This window comes from Amycolatopsis sp. WGS_07, assembly GCF_045278895.1.
GTDB lineage: Bacteria > Actinomycetota > Actinomycetes > Mycobacteriales > Pseudonocardiaceae > Amycolatopsis.
Map to the genome: position 1 here is coordinate 4458845 of NZ_CP136053.1, position 14629 is coordinate 4473473.

General features: G+C 70.3%; 14 protein-coding genes and 1 pseudogene. 6 read left to right on the forward strand and 9 right to left on the reverse strand.

Annotation, left to right across the window (positions count from 1 at the left end; genetic code table 11):
* Positions 1 to 663: 663 nt before the first annotated feature.
* The 5 genes from RPX00_RS21200 to RPX00_RS21220 form a co-directional block, all read right to left on the reverse strand.
* Positions 664 to 2832 carry a BTAD domain-containing putative transcriptional regulator gene (locus tag RPX00_RS21200; protein WP_406641754.1) on the reverse strand — a complete coding sequence of 723 codons (2169 nt, stop codon included), beginning with the start codon at positions 2830 to 2832 and terminating at the stop codon, positions 664 to 666.
* A gap of 178 nt (positions 2833 to 3010) precedes the next feature.
* The gene (locus RPX00_RS21205) at positions 3011 to 3385 is read right to left on the reverse strand and encodes a hypothetical protein (RefSeq protein ID WP_406641756.1); all 375 of its coding nucleotides are present in this window, start codon (positions 3383 to 3385) and stop codon (positions 3011 to 3013) included.
* Between the two features lie 134 nt (positions 3386 to 3519).
* Positions 3520 to 4176, reverse strand: a complete 657-nt coding sequence (locus RPX00_RS21210; protein ID WP_406641757.1) for a response regulator — start codon at positions 4174 to 4176, stop codon at positions 3520 to 3522.
* Positions 4173 to 5327, reverse strand: a complete 1155-nt coding sequence (locus RPX00_RS21215; protein ID WP_406641758.1) for a sensor histidine kinase — start codon at positions 5325 to 5327, stop codon at positions 4173 to 4175. The genes RPX00_RS21210 and RPX00_RS21215 overlap by 4 nt, the downstream gene beginning before the upstream one ends.
* Positions 5324 to 5947: a DUF1453 domain-containing protein gene (locus RPX00_RS21220; RefSeq protein WP_406641760.1), complete on the reverse strand. Its 624-nt coding sequence runs from the start codon at positions 5945 to 5947 to the stop codon at positions 5324 to 5326. Before RPX00_RS21220 ends, RPX00_RS21215 begins: the two co-directional genes overlap by 4 nt.
* Positions 5948 to 6205: 258 nt before the next feature.
* Between RPX00_RS21220 and RPX00_RS21225 the strand changes: the two are divergent.
* Positions 6206 to 6691, forward strand: a pseudogene (locus tag RPX00_RS21225) (VC0807 family protein); the annotation flags it as partial.
* A 9-nt stretch (positions 6692 to 6700) separates the two neighbouring features.
* On the opposite strand, the gene RPX00_RS21230 reads toward RPX00_RS21225, so the two are convergent.
* From RPX00_RS21230 to RPX00_RS21240, 3 genes are all read right to left on the reverse strand, one after another.
* The gene (locus RPX00_RS21230) at positions 6701 to 7330 is read right to left on the reverse strand and encodes a lysostaphin resistance A-like protein (protein ID WP_406641762.1); all 630 of its coding nucleotides are present in this window, start codon (positions 7328 to 7330) and stop codon (positions 6701 to 6703) included.
* Entirely contained in the window at positions 7327 to 8223 is an 897-nt protein-coding gene (locus tag RPX00_RS21235) for an NAD(P)H-binding protein (protein WP_406641763.1), read from the reverse strand. The genes RPX00_RS21230 and RPX00_RS21235 overlap by 4 nt, the downstream gene beginning before the upstream one ends.
* A gap of 105 nt (positions 8224 to 8328) precedes the next feature.
* Entirely contained in the window at positions 8329 to 8784 is a 456-nt protein-coding gene (locus tag RPX00_RS21240) for a MarR family winged helix-turn-helix transcriptional regulator (RefSeq protein ID WP_406641765.1), read from the reverse strand.
* Positions 8785 to 8838: 54 nt separating this feature from the next.
* On the opposite strand from RPX00_RS21240, the gene RPX00_RS21245 reads away from it, so the two are divergent.
* The 5 genes from RPX00_RS21245 to RPX00_RS21265 all read left to right on the forward strand — a co-directional run bounded on the left by RPX00_RS21245 (position 8839) and on the right by RPX00_RS21265 (position 12921).
* Positions 8839 to 9183 (forward strand): hypothetical protein, encoded by a 345-nt coding sequence (locus RPX00_RS21245; protein ID WP_406641767.1) that lies wholly within the window; start codon positions 8839 to 8841, stop codon positions 9181 to 9183.
* Positions 9184 to 9253: 70 nt separating this feature from the next.
* The gene (locus RPX00_RS21250; protein WP_406641769.1) at positions 9254 to 10168 is read left to right on the forward strand and encodes a 3-oxoacyl-[acyl-carrier-protein] synthase III C-terminal domain-containing protein; all 915 of its coding nucleotides are present in this window, start codon (positions 9254 to 9256) and stop codon (positions 10166 to 10168) included.
* A 12-nt stretch (positions 10169 to 10180) separates the two neighbouring features.
* Positions 10181 to 11467 (forward strand): type III PLP-dependent enzyme, encoded by a 1287-nt coding sequence (locus RPX00_RS21255; protein WP_406641770.1) that lies wholly within the window; start codon positions 10181 to 10183, stop codon positions 11465 to 11467.
* Positions 11467 to 12225 (forward strand): hypothetical protein, encoded by a 759-nt coding sequence (locus RPX00_RS21260; RefSeq protein ID WP_406641772.1) that lies wholly within the window; start codon positions 11467 to 11469, stop codon positions 12223 to 12225. The genes RPX00_RS21255 and RPX00_RS21260 overlap by 1 nt, the downstream gene beginning before the upstream one ends.
* 51 nt (positions 12226 to 12276) lie before the next feature.
* Entirely contained in the window at positions 12277 to 12921 is a 645-nt protein-coding gene (locus tag RPX00_RS21265; RefSeq protein ID WP_406641774.1) for a LuxR C-terminal-related transcriptional regulator, read from the forward strand.
* 363 nt (positions 12922 to 13284) lie between these two features.
* Here RPX00_RS21265 and RPX00_RS21270 read toward each other — a convergent pair whose 3' ends face one another.
* Entirely contained in the window at positions 13285 to 14574 is a 1290-nt protein-coding gene (locus tag RPX00_RS21270; RefSeq protein WP_406641776.1) for a sensor histidine kinase, read from the reverse strand.
* Positions 14575 to 14629: the final 55 nt, after the last annotated feature.

A 14629-nucleotide genomic window follows, 5' to 3' on the forward strand; every position in this document is an offset into this window, starting at 1 on the left:
TGCGAATGGCGCCCGGAAGGGGCGGACCGCAACGCGATCGTCTATAGCTCTACGGGCGAGGTACTGGCCGAGCAGACCTTCGGCGACGCGATCGGCCACGTGCAGACGACCCACAGCGGCGATATCTGGGTCGGCTACTTCGATGAAGGCATCTTCGGCGCCTACGGCTGGGGCCAGGAGGACAGCGCCCCGCCGATCGGCGAGCGAGGGCTTCTCCGTTTCTCCGCCGATTTGGCTTTGGAGTGGCAGTATCCCGAGTTGGCCGAGGAGGTGTGGGGCCACCTCTCCGATTGCTACGCGCTCAACGTGGACGGCGACACCGCGTGGACGTGCTCCTTCAGCGATTTCCCGGTTCTCCGGATCCGCGACGGGGGAGTGACCGGGTGGTACAACGACATCCGCGGAGCCGGGGCCCTGCTGGTGGGCGAGCCCAGGCTGGCGTTGTACGGCGGGTACGGGCCGGACTGCGATCGGCTGGTCTCCGGGGTGCTGGAGGACGACCGGTTCCGGGCGACCGGCGAGTATCGCCTCGTTCTGCCGGACGGGCGGGAGGTGCCGCAGACGGCGCTCGTGTTCGGTCGGGGGGCGGATTTGCATGTGTTGGTTGAGGATGAGTGGTATCGGCTCGGCTTGGAGGACATTCCCGGATAACCGCGGCGAAGCTCAGCCACCGGAAGCACCGCCCCTGCCCCCAGCGAGATCCGCCGGAGCCTGCCACCGGGCGAGCCGGTCGTAGAGCCGGGACAGCCGAACCTGAAAAGTCTCCAGCGCCCAGGCCAGTTGCCACCCGGTGGTGTTGCGTTCGAGCGTCGTGGCGGTGTGCTGGGCGGCGAGCAGGCAGGCGTGTTCGGTGTCGCACCAGGCGAGTGCCGCCAGTGCGTCGGGCAGCGGGTGGGGCGGGACGTCCGGCGTCGGCGGATCGAGCCGGACCTCGTGTTGGCGCGGGTTCAGCAGGCGGTCGGCGGCTTGGGCGGTGTGCGTGTAGAAGTACAGGATTCGCCGCAGTGCCGCGTCGCGGGTGTCGCGGGTGAGGGTGTGCGCGGCGGTGTCACTGGCGTACAGGCGGATCAGGTCGTGCATCCGGTATCGGCCCGGAACGTGTTGCTGCACCAGGGAAGCGATCTCCAGTTCCCGCAGGACCGTTCGCAGCCGTCCGGCCGGGAGCGCGGCCAGTGCTTCGGCGGCGGCGAGGCTGATGTCCGGGCCGGGGGCGATGCCCAGCAGGCCGAACAGGCGGACCGCTTGCGGGCTGAGGGCGCGGACTGACCACGACAGCACCGCTCGAAGGTTCACCCGCAGGCCGCCGGCGTTCAGTCCGTCCAGCCGGGCCGAGGCGTCGCGCAGTTCCTCGGCCAGCACGGACAGCGGGAACGTCGGATGGTGCTGGGCGCGGGCCGCCACGATCCGCACCGCGAGCGGCAATCCGGCGCACATCGCGAGGAGGTCGGCGACCGTGCCCGGTTCGGCCGCCAGCCGTTCCGGGCCGAGGTGGCCGGCGAGCAGTTCCCTGGCGTCGGAGTCGGACAGCACGTCCAGGTTGAGCAGTTGCGCGCCGTACAGCGCGGCGAGGCCGACCAGGTGGCGGCGGCTGGTGATCAGGACCGTGCAGGTGGGCGTGCCCGGCAGCAGCGGCGTGACCTGGTCGGCGTCGCGCGCGTTGTCCAGCACGATCAGCATCCGTTTCCCGGCGAGCAGGCTGCGGTACAGCCCGATCTGCGCCTCCAGGTCGGCCGGGACCGCGGACGGTGCGACGCCGAGGCCGTCCAGGAAGCCGCGGACCGCCTCGCCCGCCGACATCGGCTGGCCGGTCGGGTCGAACCCGTGCAGGTCGACGTGCAGCTGCCCGTCGGGGAACCGGCTGAGCCGCTGGTGCGCCCAGTGCAGGGCCAGCCAGGTCTTGCCGATCCCGCCGGTGCCGCCGATCGCGACCGTGCCCGCCAGGTCGAGGCGCCGGTCCAGCTGGACGAGTTCGGTGCCGCGGCCGGCGAACAGGCGCGGCGGGCGGGGCAGCTGCCGGGGGACCGGCGGCCGGAGCGAGAGTTCCGGCCGGGGAGCGGCCAGCGCGGGGTCGTCGGCCAGGATCTGCTCGTGCAGCCGGCGGAGCGGACGGCCGGGGCCGGTGCCGAGTTCGTCGGCGAGAACGCGGCGCAGGCGGTCGTAATGCTGCAGCGCCTCGGCCTGGCGGCGGCTGCGGTGCAGCGCCAGCAGGTACTGCCCGGCCAGGCGTTCGTCGAACGGGTGGCTCGCGGTGGCGGCGGCGAGTTCGGCCAGGAGTTCGGCGTGTTTGCCCTGGCGCAGCCGGATGTCGGTGAGGTCCAGCCGGGCGGTCCGCTGGCGTGCGGTGAGCGCGGCGCGCAGCGAGCACAGCCAGGGGATGTCGGCCGCGGCGGCCAGGTCCGAGAACGGGGTGCCCTGCCACAGGGCCAGCGCCTCCTCGAGCGCGCTCGCGGCGAGCTGATCGGCGCGGGGGTCCGGTTCGCCCTGCTGTGCGGCGCGGGTCTGGTCCAGCAGGGCGTGGAAGCGATGCAGATCGATCGCGTCCGGTTCGGCGGAAAGCCGGTACCCGCAGCCGTTGCGGGTGAGGACGACGTCGGGAATCGGAGCGAGAGCCTTGCGCAGCAACGGAATATTGTGCTGCACCGCCCGGCGCGGCTGCCGGGGGAGCGCGCCTTCCGGCCACACCCGGTCGATGAGTTCGTCCATCGTGACCGTGTGGCCTGCCTCGATCAGCAGCACCGCCGCCATGCAGCGCAGCTGCGGATGGCCCAGCGCGATCGCGCGGCCGTCCACCGTCACGCCGACAGGGCCGAGCAGACGGAAACACACTGGCATCGTGATCACCCCGGATCCGGTCGCCGGGCCAGGACCTGGTCGTGTCTAGCTGCCTTTCGCCAGGCCCGGCAACCGCCGGGGCGGATCTGCGGCATGACGGCCGAGCAGTTTCGGCCAAGCGGACCGGAAACGCGCGCCGGGGCGGCCCGCCGGATGGCCGCCCCGGCGCGTTTCCCCGTTAGTCCAAGGATTCCCAGCTGATGGTCCGCATCGGGACGCCCGGGCAGGAAAGCACGAATCGGTAGACGTAACCCGCGTACATGGCGGGGCCGTCGATCCGGGAGTTGTCCGAACAGAGCAGGTAAACCCGCACCACGCCGGCCCCGACCGCGCAGCCGAAGGCGACGTCGTGGAACGGGACCTGGGAGTAATAACTGCAGTTGAACACCGGCGGCGTGGCGTTCGCGCCGGTTGCGCTGACGGTTCCGGTCTTGGCGGGTGCCGCGGTGGCGATGCTCGCGGTCGCGAACAAAGCGGCGATTGTCAATGCGATGGCGAGGAACGGCTTGGCCGCTCTAGCGGAAAGGGAATCCGGGCCGGTGAATCGAACCATGGTGAATATTCCTTCGCGCCTGGGCGGCACCTCGGATGGTGCGCCTCGCGACCCAGGCTGTCCGGTCGCGGCGTCGCGGATGCGGCATTGTTGCGTCATCGCGGAAACCGCGAAAATCTCCGGCCCTGGCTCGGTTATTGCGTGCTTCGGCCGTGCTGGTGGTTGAGCGCGTAGCGGACCGCGTCGGCGCGCGAGTGGAAACCGGCCTTGGCGAAAAGGTTGTTGATGTGCGTTTTCACGGTGGCCTCGCTGATCACCAGTTTGGCCGCGATCTCCGGATTGCGCAGGCCGTCGCCGATCAGGCCGAGGATCTCCCGTTCGCGCGCGGTCAGCCCGAGGTCCGGCTCGGCGGGCGCGGCCGGTTTGGCGGCGAGCGCGAGCAGCCGCCGCTGCACCTCGGGCGAGAGCACGGCCTGGCCCTGCACCGCGGTGCGCACGGCGTGCAGGATGGTGGTGCGATCGGCCTCTTTGGTGAGGTAGCCGCTCGCGCCCGCCTGCAGCGCGGCCAGGATGGATTCGTCGTCGTCGAACGTGGTCAGCACGAGAACCGCGGTGCCCGGCTGGGTTTCGCGGATGCGCGCGGTCGCGCCCGCCCCGTCCAGCACCGGCATGTTCAGGTCCATCAGCACGACGTCCGGCTGGTGCTGCCGCGCGGCTTCGACGGCTTCGGCTCCGTTGGTCGCGGTGGCCACGACGGTGACGTCCTCGGCGAGGTCGAGCATGACCGCGAGCGCTTCGCGGACGGTCGCCTGGTCGTCGGCGACGACGAGAGTGATGGGGCGGTCAGTCATCGGGGCAGCTCCAGTTCCACGGTCCAGCCGCCGTCGGCCGGTCCTGCTCGCAGGGTGCCGCCGAGCAGGGCGGCTCGTTCGCGCATGCCGACGAGCCCGACCCCGGAACCGTCCGCCAGTTCGGCGCGGCGGGGTTCGGTCGCGGGCCCGTTGTGCACGGTCAACTTGAGCTGGCCGGCGGTGAAGGCCAGCCGGAGTTCGCGGGTCGCGCCCGGCGCGTGCTTCGCCGCGTTGGTCATCGCCTCCTGCGCGGCCCGGACCACGGTGTGCGTGGTCTCCGGGCCGACCTCGCCTGCCTCGCCTTCGAGCACGAACTCCGCGGACCCGTTCTCGGCGAGCTGCCGCAACGTTTCGGGTAACGGCAGGGTGTCCTCGCGCAGCGCGTGCACCGCACGGCGGGTCTCGCTGATCGAGTCGACCGCGATGGCGCGCGCCTTTCGGACGGCGGCGGCTGCCTCGTCCTCGCGGCCGCTGTCGCGCAACGCGTCGGCCATGTCCAGCTGCAGCGCGATCCCGGAGAGCGAGTGGCCGAGGACGTCGTGAATCTCGCGGGCGATCCGGCCTCGCTCCATGAGCGCGGCCTCGCGGGCCTCGGACTCGCGGGCGCGCTGGGCGGACTCGGCGGCGAGCCGGGCGTTGCGGATGGCGTCGAGGCGGTCGCGGTGCGAGATGCCGAACGCGACCGGCAGGGCCACCGTAAGCGTCTGCCACACCGGCCACTGGAGCAGGCCCGGCGACAGCGCGCCGGCCACCCAGGTCGCGCTGGCCGCGACGAGCGCCCCGGCGACCGCGATGGTCACCGCGGCCCGGCGGGACGCGAGCTTGATCCCGGCGGCGGACGCGGCGACGAACGGGAACATCGCCGCGAACGTGCTGTGCGCCAGCGGCATGAGCAGCGCGCTGACCAGCATGTACGCGCTCATCGCGGCGATTTGCCGGTTTTCGGCCAGCCGGGACCAGGGCAGCAGCGAGGCGAGCGCGGCGATCGAGGCGAGCACGAACAGCGGCAAGGCCAATGGCCGGCACGCGATCTGCGCGTCCGGCCACTGAACGGCGGTGCAGGCGATGGCGGTGAGGACGAGGGCGGGCTGGATCAGCTCGTCCCGGTACCGCCCGAGCTGGGCGATGCCCCGCTGGTCCGGCGTGCTCATGGGACCAGGTTCCTCCTCGCCGGGCGAGTGTCGCGTTCGGACATGTCGTGCTGGGAGCGAGTGTCCCACTGCGCCGCGCGGCCGGTGAGGTTGCGCTGGATGTTGTCCAGCAGCGGCGAGGTCTGCGCGGGCGCGCCGTCCTTGCCCTGGGTCCACATCACCTGGTGCCCGGCGCGGAGCGCGCGGTAGAGCACGACCAGTCCTTCGGCGAGGATGCCGACGCCCAAGGTGAGCATGAGGCTGTTGGACACGCCGCCGGCGTCCTGCGGGTCGAACGCGTCGAGGGCGAGGTTCACGCCGACCTTGACCACGATGTTCGCCACCCACAGCCCGACGGTGAGCGCAGTGTAGCGGACGAAGGCGGTGCCGTCGCGCCGGGAGATCCGCACGCTGGCCCCGCGCAGGACGCCGAGGACGATGCTGATCGCCGCGGTCCCGACCAGGAAGACCAGCGACGCCGGGGTCTTCACCTCGCCGGACAGCGTGCTGAGGCCGACCACCGACAGCACCGCGGGCAGGATCAGCATCTGCTTGGCCTGCGCGGGTTCGCCGATCATCCGCCGCACCATCAGGTAGCCGACCGCCGCCACGATCAGGACGACCTCCACGGGTCCGCTCATGAGTTGTCCCTGCCTTTCGAGTTTCGTTCCGACGCCGAGAAAACTACGGCGGAACCACCCGTGGGGTCTTGCGGTGCGCGGGGTATCCGCGGGTGGAGAAATCTCTCCACCCGGAGCCCGGATTTCTCCACCCGGGATACCCCCGCGGAGCCAAGACGGCGACCGGCCGCGACCGTAGCGTTCCCCGCGAATCCCATTAGCCAAGCCGAAATCGGGGAGTACGGCATGCCCAAGTTCGCCCGTTCGATGATCTCCACGATGTTCCTGGACGTCGTCCTTCCGGTCGTCGTCTACTACGCGGTCACGCTGCTCGGCGCGAGCGCCTACGTGTCGCTGCTGGCCGGCACCGTCGTCGCGGGAGCGCGGACCGTCTGGGTCGCGGCGAAGCAGCGCCGGGTCGACCTGTTCTCGACGTTCCTCTTGCTGATGTTCGGCCTGGGCCTCGGGCTGACCTTCCTCACCGGCGACCCGAGGCTGCTGCTGGCGAAGGAATCGGCGACCACCTTCGTCTCGGGGGTGGTCCTAGTCGGCAGCTGCGCGCTTCGCCGTCCCCTCACGTACTACGCGGCACGGCGCTTCGCCCAGTCGGCCGGCGATGCTCAGCTGCGTGAATTCGAGGCCACGGCGCAGGATCCGGCTCGGCGCCGCCGTTGGTACCAGGTCTCGCTGGTGTGGGGCTTCGGGCTGATCGCCGACTCCGTGCTGCGCATCGTGGGCGTGTACACGCTGCCGTTCGACACGGCGGCGAGCTGGTCACAGGCGTTGCTGCTGGTCGCTTTCGCCGGGCTGATCGGGTGGACTCTGCTGAGCAAGCGGCGGGCCGAACAGGCGCGGCAGGAAGCCGATCATCAGCGCCGACCAGGTCACGTGCGTTAACACCGGTGCCTGCAGGCCTCCGGCACGGCGGCGCTGCAGCGTGAAAAGCGTCCCCATCACCGCGGACGCCAGCACCAACGCCGGGTTCCGCGTCGCGGTCGTCGACAGCACGTACGCCGCTGTCGACCCGCGCGCGCCGAACGCGTCGTAAAGCGCGCCGCGGAAGAAGACCTCTTCCGCGGCGCCTGTCACGAGCGCGGTCGTCACCACGGTCGGCGTCGAGCCGTGGCTGAGTACGCCGGTGATCGCGCGGCGCAACACCGGGATGCGGCGGGCGACCAGTGCACAGCCGTAGAACACCCCGAACGCCCCCGCGCCCGCGAGCACCGGCTGCACGACGTCCGGACGACCGCGGGGCACCGGCCCGGCCGCTCGCGCACCGGCGAACCAGGTCGCCGCGACCGTCCCGGCCAGTACGCGGAACCGGCGGGAGCCGGGTTCGCTGGCCAGCGACGCGCGCAGGACCCCGGAGCCCGCCGCGGTCACCGCCGTGAGGAACGCTTTCACTTGGCCCGCCGCTGTTTCGCTCGTTCGCCCAGCGCTTGCAGCACGGCGTCGTCGTAGCCCATCGGCTCGAACTCGACGATCCGGCGGATCGCGTCGTCGCGGACGACGACCTCGTTGCCCATCGACTCGATCAGCGCGCGCCCGGTCGTGGCGTCGATGTCGGTGACCAGCGAAAGCCAGTAGGACGACAGCCGGGGCGAGAGCAGCGGGACTGGGACGATCACTAGCAGCCTGCCTTCGATCGCCGCGAGGCGCTGCAGCATGTCCCGGTAGGTCAGCACTTCCGGGCCGCCGAGGTCGAAGGTCCGCGCCTCGGTCTCCGGATGCTCCAGCACCGCGGCGAGATAGCGGACGACGTCGGCGAGCGCGATCGGCTGGGTGCGCGTGCCGACCCAGCGCGGGGTGATCATCGCGGGCAGGTGCTCGACGAGCTGGCGGGTCAGCTCCCACGACGTCCCGCCGTGCCCGATGACGATCCCCGCGCGCAGCACGGTCACCGGCACCCCGGTCTCCGCCAGCAGCCGTTCGACCTCGCGCCGGCTGGCCAGATGCTCGGACAGCGAGTCGGCGTCGTCGCCGAGCCCGCCGAGGTACACGATCCGGCGAACGCCCGCCTCCGCCGCGGCACGAGCGAACCCGCGGGCGGCGTCGGCGTCGCGTCGCTGGAAGTCTGCGCTGTCGAGGGAATGCACGAGGTAGTAGGCGGCTTCGACGGTTTTGAAGGCATCTCGCAGCGAACCGATGTCGGCGACGTCGCCGCGGACCGGTTCGCCGGTGCCGCGGTATTTCGCCGGGTGGCGGGTCATGGCGAGCACTTCGTGCCCGGCTTCGGCCAGCGCCGGGCACAACCGGCTGCCGACGAACCCCGAGGCCCCGGCGACGAGTACGCGCATGCTTGCGACGGTAGCCGCGCGGACGCCGGCGCGCAGATTCTTCCCGTACGATCCGGAGGTGCGTGAAGGACTCCATGAGGGAATCTGATTCCCCCAAGGAGTCCTTCACGGACTTTTGCGGGAGCGGTCTTCGACGAGCTTGTCCATCAGTCGCGCGAGCGCCTCGTCCAGCTGGCCGCCGAGCCGCTGTCCGAGCCGAGCGCTCAGTTCGGCGTCGACGGCCGCCGCGTGCGAACCCATCTCGGCCAGCAGGGATTCGCCTTTCCCGGTGACGGTGAGGATGTGCTTGCGCCGGTTGGCCGGGTCCCGCCGCCGTTCGAGGAGACCGCGTTGCTCCAGCTGGTCCGCCAGCCGGACGACCAGGCTGGGGCTCACCCGCATCAGCCGGGCGATGTCGTCCTGGGTCCGGGCGAGGCCTTGGCTGACCATGGCGAGCGTCCCGAGGTGTTTGGGGGTCAGCCCGGTTTCGCGCAGGTGCTCGGCGAACTCGTTGGCCAGGTCGGTGCCGAGCACCATGAGCCGGAACGCCGCGGTCTCGGGCAAGGAGCTGTCGGTCGCCATCCCGGTACTCTATCATCAGTGAACAGTTCAATCTGTGAATAGTTGAGGAGTGCGATGATCGTACTGGTGGTGGCCAATGCCGTGCTCGCGGTGGTCAGCGTGGTTTTCGCGGTGGTGGCGGCAGTGCGTCCGGCGGCGTTGAGCCACAGTGCGGCCCCGTCGAACGGGGAGAAGTTTTACGGTTGGATGTATGCGGTCAGAGCGGTGCCGCTGGGCTGTGCCGCCGCGGTGGTACCGCTGATTTGGTCTGGACCAGTCTGTGCGGTGGTGCTGATCGCGGCCGCGGTCGCGCAGGCGGGCGACGTCGGCATCGGGGTGTTCCGCGGGGAACGGGGCATGATCGCGGGCAGTTCGGTCGTGGGGGCGGTGCATGTGCTCACCGCCGTCATGACGTGGTGAGCAGCGTCGGAAAGCCGCGCGTCAGCGTCACGTCAGTGCCGGTTGGGACGCTGTCGAGGTGACCTGCCTGATGTCTGTGTCCAGTTACCTGCCCGCCGCGGTGCCGATCGCGACCTTGCAGGACGCGCTCGGCCTCACCGATGCCCAGTTGCGCAGGCTGCAGCGCATTTACGGGTTGTCCGAGGTCTGCCGGTCGGCCGAGTCCGAGACCGAGATGCTGCTCGGCGCGGTCGCGAAGCTCGACGGGTTCGCCGGGGTTGAGGAGCGCGTCCGCTATGTGCTGCGGCCGAAGACGGTGCCCGCGGCGTCGCCGTATCCGTTCGATCCGATGGCCGAGGTGCGGCAGCGGCTCGGACTGCGGAACGCGCTTGTTTTCACCGTCACCGACCACGCGTGCGCGTCTGGGCTGCTCGCGCTCGACCTCGCGGGTGCGCTGCTCGAACAGGACGGCGACCCGGACGCGCTGGCGTTGATTCTCGCCGGGGAGAAGGCTTTCACCCCGGCCGCGCAGCTCATCCCGGACGTCGCGGTGATGGGCGAGGGGACCGCCGCGGTGCTGGTTGCCCCTGGCGGGCAACGGGATCGGCTGCTCGGGTACGCGACGACCACGCTCGGCGGGCCCGGCGGCGAGGTCATCACGAACGACGAGCAGAACAAGGTGTTCCGGCAGATCTATCCGGACGCGCTGGGCGACGTCACCCGCGCCGCGCTCGAAGCCGCCGGGTGCGCGGCGAGCGATCTCGCGCTCGTGCTGCCGCACAACGTCAACAAGGTCTCCTGGATCCGCGCGGCGGACGCGATGGGGGTGCCGCGCAAGCGGATCTTCCTCGGCAACGTCCCGCGCACCGGGCATTGCTTCTGCGCGGACCCGTTTCTCAACTACCACACCGCGACCCGGCTCGGGCTGCTGAACCCTGGCGAGCGCTACCTGATGGTTTCGGTCGGCCTCGGCTCGACGTTTTCCGCGACGGTCTTCGAACACTAGGAGCAGAACCTGATGAGTACGGAACTCGAGATCGAGGGCGTCGGGATCACCGAGCTGGCCGACCGGCACGGCACCCCGTTGTTCGTCTACGACGGCGGCGAGCTGGCCGGCCGGATGGCGCGGCTGCGGCGCGGGCTGCACGCGAGCATGGAGGTCTTCTTCTCGCTGAAGTCGAATCCGAACGTGTCGATTCTGGCGGTGCTGCACGACAATGGGGCGCGTGCGGAGGTGTCGAGCCTCGCCGAACTGCGCACCGCGCGGCGAGCCGGGGTCGAACCGCGGGACATCATTTTCCTCGGTCCCGGCAAGAGCCAGGCGGAACTCGAAGCCTGCCTTGACGAGGACATCGCGGCGATCGTCTGCGAATCCTTCGGGGAGCTGGCGTTGATCGACCGGCTCGCCGCGGAGCGCGGGGTGCGGGCGCGGGTCGCGTTGCGGGTCAACCCGAGCTTCGCGGTCAAGGGCTCCGGGCTGACCATGGGCGGAAAGCCCCGCCAGTTCGGCATCGACGAGGATCAGCTGTTCGCCGCCGAGGATCTGGTCGCCCGGCACGCGCACGTGCGGATCATGGGCGTGCAGGTGTACATGGGCACGCGCATCCTCAGCGAGGAATCGGTGGTGGAGAACACCACCCGCATCTTCGCGCTCGCCGAACAGCTGTCCGCCCGGCTGGGTTTCCGGCTCGATCTGGTGGACGTCGGCGGCGGGCTGGGCGTGGCGTACTTCGACGGGGAGCGCGATCTCGACCTGGATCTGCTGACCTCGCGGCTCAATCCGGTGATCGACGAGTTCGCCACGCGGCATCCGGACACGCGGCTGGTGATGGAACTCGGTCGCTACCTCACCGCGACGAGCGGCACCTACGTCGTGCGCGTCCGGTACGTCAAAGCCTCGCTGGGACAGAACTTCGCGGTCGCCGACGGCGGCACCAACCACCACATGGCGGCGGTCGGGATCGGGTCCTACGTCAAACGCGATTTCCCGATGCGGCTGCTCAACCGGATCGACGAACCGGCCACCGAGACCTGGCAGATCACCGGTCCGCTGTGCACGCCGAACGACGTGCTGGGCAAGAAGATCCCGCTGCCGCCGGTCCGTCCGGGCGACCTGATCGGCGTGGAACGCTCGGGCGCGTACGGCCCAAGTGCGTCGCCGGTGCTGTTCCTCAGCCACGGCTATCCCGCCGAGGTTTTGGTCCATGATGGACAGTCCTATGTGATCAGTGAACGAGACCAGCCCGAGGACCTGCTGCGCCGTCAGCGGTTGCACCGGCTGCCGGTTCCCGCCGTGGAGGGCTGATGTTCAGCGCTGGTGCTCCCGAAGCGGCCACGCGCACTTCGCCGTTCGCCGTGCTGCCGATGGGCTTGAAGACCGTGCTGCACCGGCGATTCGAGTCCGGCACCGACCGGCTCGACGGTCCGATCATGACGCGGTACTTCACCGATCTGGCGACTGGGCACGACGTCGGCTACTCACCGGAGCTGGTCGAACGGGTGCGAGGCAACACGTTCATCTCGATGACCCGGGACCTGCTCGACGGCCAGTTCACCGAGCCGATCGACCTGGTCGTCGTCGCGCACGACGGCCCCGATTTCGACCCGCGCCTGTCGGCCCCGGTCAACCTGACTGCGGTGCTGCCGGGCGGCCCGATGACGTACTCGGTGTCCGGACAAGGACCGCTCGCCGGTTTCCTCGCGCTGCGGGTGGCGGCCGGATACGCGCGGCGCAAGCCGATGCACCGCGTCCTGATCCTCGTCCTGGAACAGCGGGGAATGCCGTACGCGGGGGAGCGTCCGCCGGCGGACGCGGCGGTGGCGCTGCTGTTCGAGTCCGGTGCCGGCAGTACGCGCGTCGCGATGCTGCCCGGGATCGACCCGGCTGACGCGCGCGCCGAGGCCGATCGGCTCGCTCCGGCAGACCGTTACGGACCCGGCCTGACCGGCGGCGCGGTCGCCGAAGGACGCTCCGCCACCGCCCTGTGGGCCGATCCGCCCGAGGTGCTCGCCGATTACGACCCGATTCGCGGAACTCTCGGAATGTGCGCCTTCGCCCGGTAATCCGCGCCCTATAATCGGGAACGGAACTGCCGCGGCGAAAGGTGAAGCTCTGTGCGCGTGGTCATCGGCGAAGACCAGTTCCTGCTCCGCGACGGGCTGGTCCGGCTGCTCGAAGCGCACGGGATGACGATCGTCGCGGCGCTCGACAACGGGCCGGATCTGCTGCACGCGCTGGTCACCGAGAAACCGGACGTCGGCGTGGTCGACATCCGGCTGCCGCCGTCGTTCACCGACGAGGGCCTGCGCGCGGCGATCGAGGCGCGCCGCCAGGTGCCCGGGCTGCCGGTGCTGGTGCTGTCGCAGTACGTCGAACGCTTGTACGTCAACGAACTGCTGGCCGACGGCGCGGGCGCGGTCGGCTACCAGCTCAAGGACCGGGTGCTCGACGGCGACCACTTCGTCGACGTGCTGCGCGGGGTCGCGGCGGGCAACACCATGATGGATCCCGAGGTGGTGTCGAGGCTGTTCACGCACAACACGCGCGACCGCGCCCTGGAGAGCCTCACCCCGAGGGAGAACGACGTGCTCCGGCTGATCGCCGAGGGCCGGTCCAACAGCAACATCGCCGCCGAGCTGTACGTCACGGAGAAGGCGGTGTCCAAGCACATCAACAACATCCTGGCGAAACTGCAGCTGCCGGTGTCCGAGGACAGCAACCGCCGGGTGCAAGCGGTACTGGCCTACCTGCGGCGCTGAGGCACCGGCTTGCTGACTGTCCATAAAGGACGCCAGTTGCCGGCGGGCGCGGCCTTGTCGTCCGTGAAGGACTCCTTGCGGGAATCAGATTCCCTCAAGGGGTCCCTCGCGGACCGGCGGATAAGGTCATACGGGACTAAATCGGGCACCTAGCCAACGCTGGTGTCCCTTGTGGACGGTCAGCGGGCTCAGGCCGTCCGGCTCAAGCCCCGGGCGGTTTGTCTCCGCCGTCCATGATGGGCCCCTTCACGGACGGCAACCTGCCCGCTGGCCTGCCACGAGCGGGTCTCGGCCCTGCCAGCCCTCGACCGGCCGGGCCTGTGAGGGACTCCTTGCGGGAATCAGATTCCCTCAAGGAGTCCTTCACGGACAACTGTCCAGCGGCTGGCAGGGGATCTCGATGACCACCGAGGTCGGCCCTCCGAGCGGGCTGAGCACGGTGAGGAATCCGTCCAGCGGGGCGAGCCTGCGCTCCAGTTCCCGCAGCCCGGTGCCCTTGGCCGGGTCCGCGCCGCCCTTGCCGTAGTCGGTGACCGTGATGGACAGGCGTCCGCCGGAATGGTGGACGTCGATTTTCCCGGAATCCGCGCCGGAATGCTTCATCGCGTTGTTGAGCACCTCGGAAACGGTGAAATACGCGGCCGTCTCGACGGCGGGCGCGAACCGGCCGGGGAGGTCGACGCTGGTCTCCATCTCCAGGGTGGCTTCCATCCCGAGTTCGCGGACCGCGTCGGCGAGACCGCGGTCGACCAGCACCGGCGGCTGGATCCCGCGCACCAGATCGCGCAGCTCCTGCAATGCCTTCACCGAACTCGCCTTGGCCTCCTCCATCAGGCTCTTCGCGGCCTCCGGCTGCCGTTCGGCGAGTTTCGCCGCCGCGTCGAGCGTCATGCCCATCGCCACCAGCCGGGCCTGCGCGCCGTCGTGCAGGTTGCGTTCGATCCGGCGCAGCTCCAGTGCCTGGTGGCCGACAGCGTCGTCCCGCGTGGTGGTCAGATGCTGTACCCGCTGGGCGAGAACGGTGCTTTCGGACGGGGAAAGGAATTTGGCCGCCAGCGCCGCGTGCAGCTTCAGCAGATGCGGGGCGGCCCACAGCACGAGCGGGAAGTGCAGCAGGCCCAGCACGGCGGCGATCCAGGCGACGGCCGGGTCGTCCACCGGCAAAGCGACGTACCAGTCGCCGAGCCACAGATCGTCCAGCACCGGGTAGAACAGCGGCATCAGCAGCCCGCGCACGCCGTCGACCACGAGGGCCAGCGGGGCCAGCGTGAGCAGGCAGCCGATGGTGCAGTCCACCAGCAGCCAGGCGGTGTCCCGCCAGGTGGCACGGTCGGCCAGCAAGCGCGCGAACACCTGGAAGAACCGCGTGCCCTCGGGCAGCGGCAGATACGGTTCCGGCACCTGCTGCCCGGTCCAGGTGCCGTGCAGTTTCCGCTGCAGATTGGTCACCGCGCGGACGGCGTAGACGACCGGGGGAATCAGGAACACCCCGACGCCCACGCCCAGCAGCGAAGCGGCGCAGGCCAGGAGCGCGAAAAGCGCCACTTCGACCGGCGCGAGCAGCCCCAGCGCGGTGCTGTGCAGCACGGCGACCGCGCCCCGCGCGAACCAGGGCTTCGACACCGCCGGCTCGCGGGCTTCGGTGGAGGGCATATCCCGATTATGTGCTGTTCCGGGCTTTCCCGGCAGGGGTGCTAGGACCCGTCCG

What these genes read in the sequence shown, in the direction of transcription:
- RPX00_RS21200 (WP_406641754.1), bottom strand. Translation starts at nt 2,832, where the DNA reads ATGCCAGTGTGTTTCCGTCTGCTCGGCCCTGTCGGCGTGACGGTGGAC.
- RPX00_RS21205 (WP_406641756.1), bottom strand. Translation starts at nt 3,385, where the DNA reads ATGGTTCGATTCACCGGCCCGGATTCCCTTTCCGCTAGAGCGGCCAAG.
- RPX00_RS21210 (WP_406641757.1), bottom strand. Translation starts at nt 4,176, where the DNA reads ATGACTGACCGCCCCATCACTCTCGTCGTCGCCGACGACCAGGCGACC.
- RPX00_RS21215 (WP_406641758.1), bottom strand. Translation starts at nt 5,327, where the DNA reads ATGAGCACGCCGGACCAGCGGGGCATCGCCCAGCTCGGGCGGTACCGG.
- RPX00_RS21220 (WP_406641760.1), bottom strand. Translation starts at nt 5,947, where the DNA reads ATGAGCGGACCCGTGGAGGTCGTCCTGATCGTGGCGGCGGTCGGCTAC.
- RPX00_RS21235 (WP_406641763.1), bottom strand. Translation starts at nt 8,223, where the DNA reads ATGCGCGTACTCGTCGCCGGGGCCTCGGGGTTCGTCGGCAGCCGGTTG.
- RPX00_RS21240 (WP_406641765.1), bottom strand. Translation starts at nt 8,784, where the DNA reads ATGGCGACCGACAGCTCCTTGCCCGAGACCGCGGCGTTCCGGCTCATG.
- RPX00_RS21245 (WP_406641767.1), top strand. Translation starts at nt 8,839, where the DNA reads ATGATCGTACTGGTGGTGGCCAATGCCGTGCTCGCGGTGGTCAGCGTG.
- RPX00_RS21250 (WP_406641769.1), top strand. Translation starts at nt 9,254, where the DNA reads ATGTCTGTGTCCAGTTACCTGCCCGCCGCGGTGCCGATCGCGACCTTG.
- RPX00_RS21255 (WP_406641770.1), top strand. Translation starts at nt 10,181, where the DNA reads ATGAGTACGGAACTCGAGATCGAGGGCGTCGGGATCACCGAGCTGGCC.
- RPX00_RS21260 (WP_406641772.1), top strand. Translation starts at nt 11,467, where the DNA reads ATGTTCAGCGCTGGTGCTCCCGAAGCGGCCACGCGCACTTCGCCGTTC.
- RPX00_RS21270 (WP_406641776.1), bottom strand. Translation starts at nt 14,574, where the DNA reads ATGCCCTCCACCGAAGCCCGCGAGCCGGCGGTGTCGAAGCCCTGGTTC.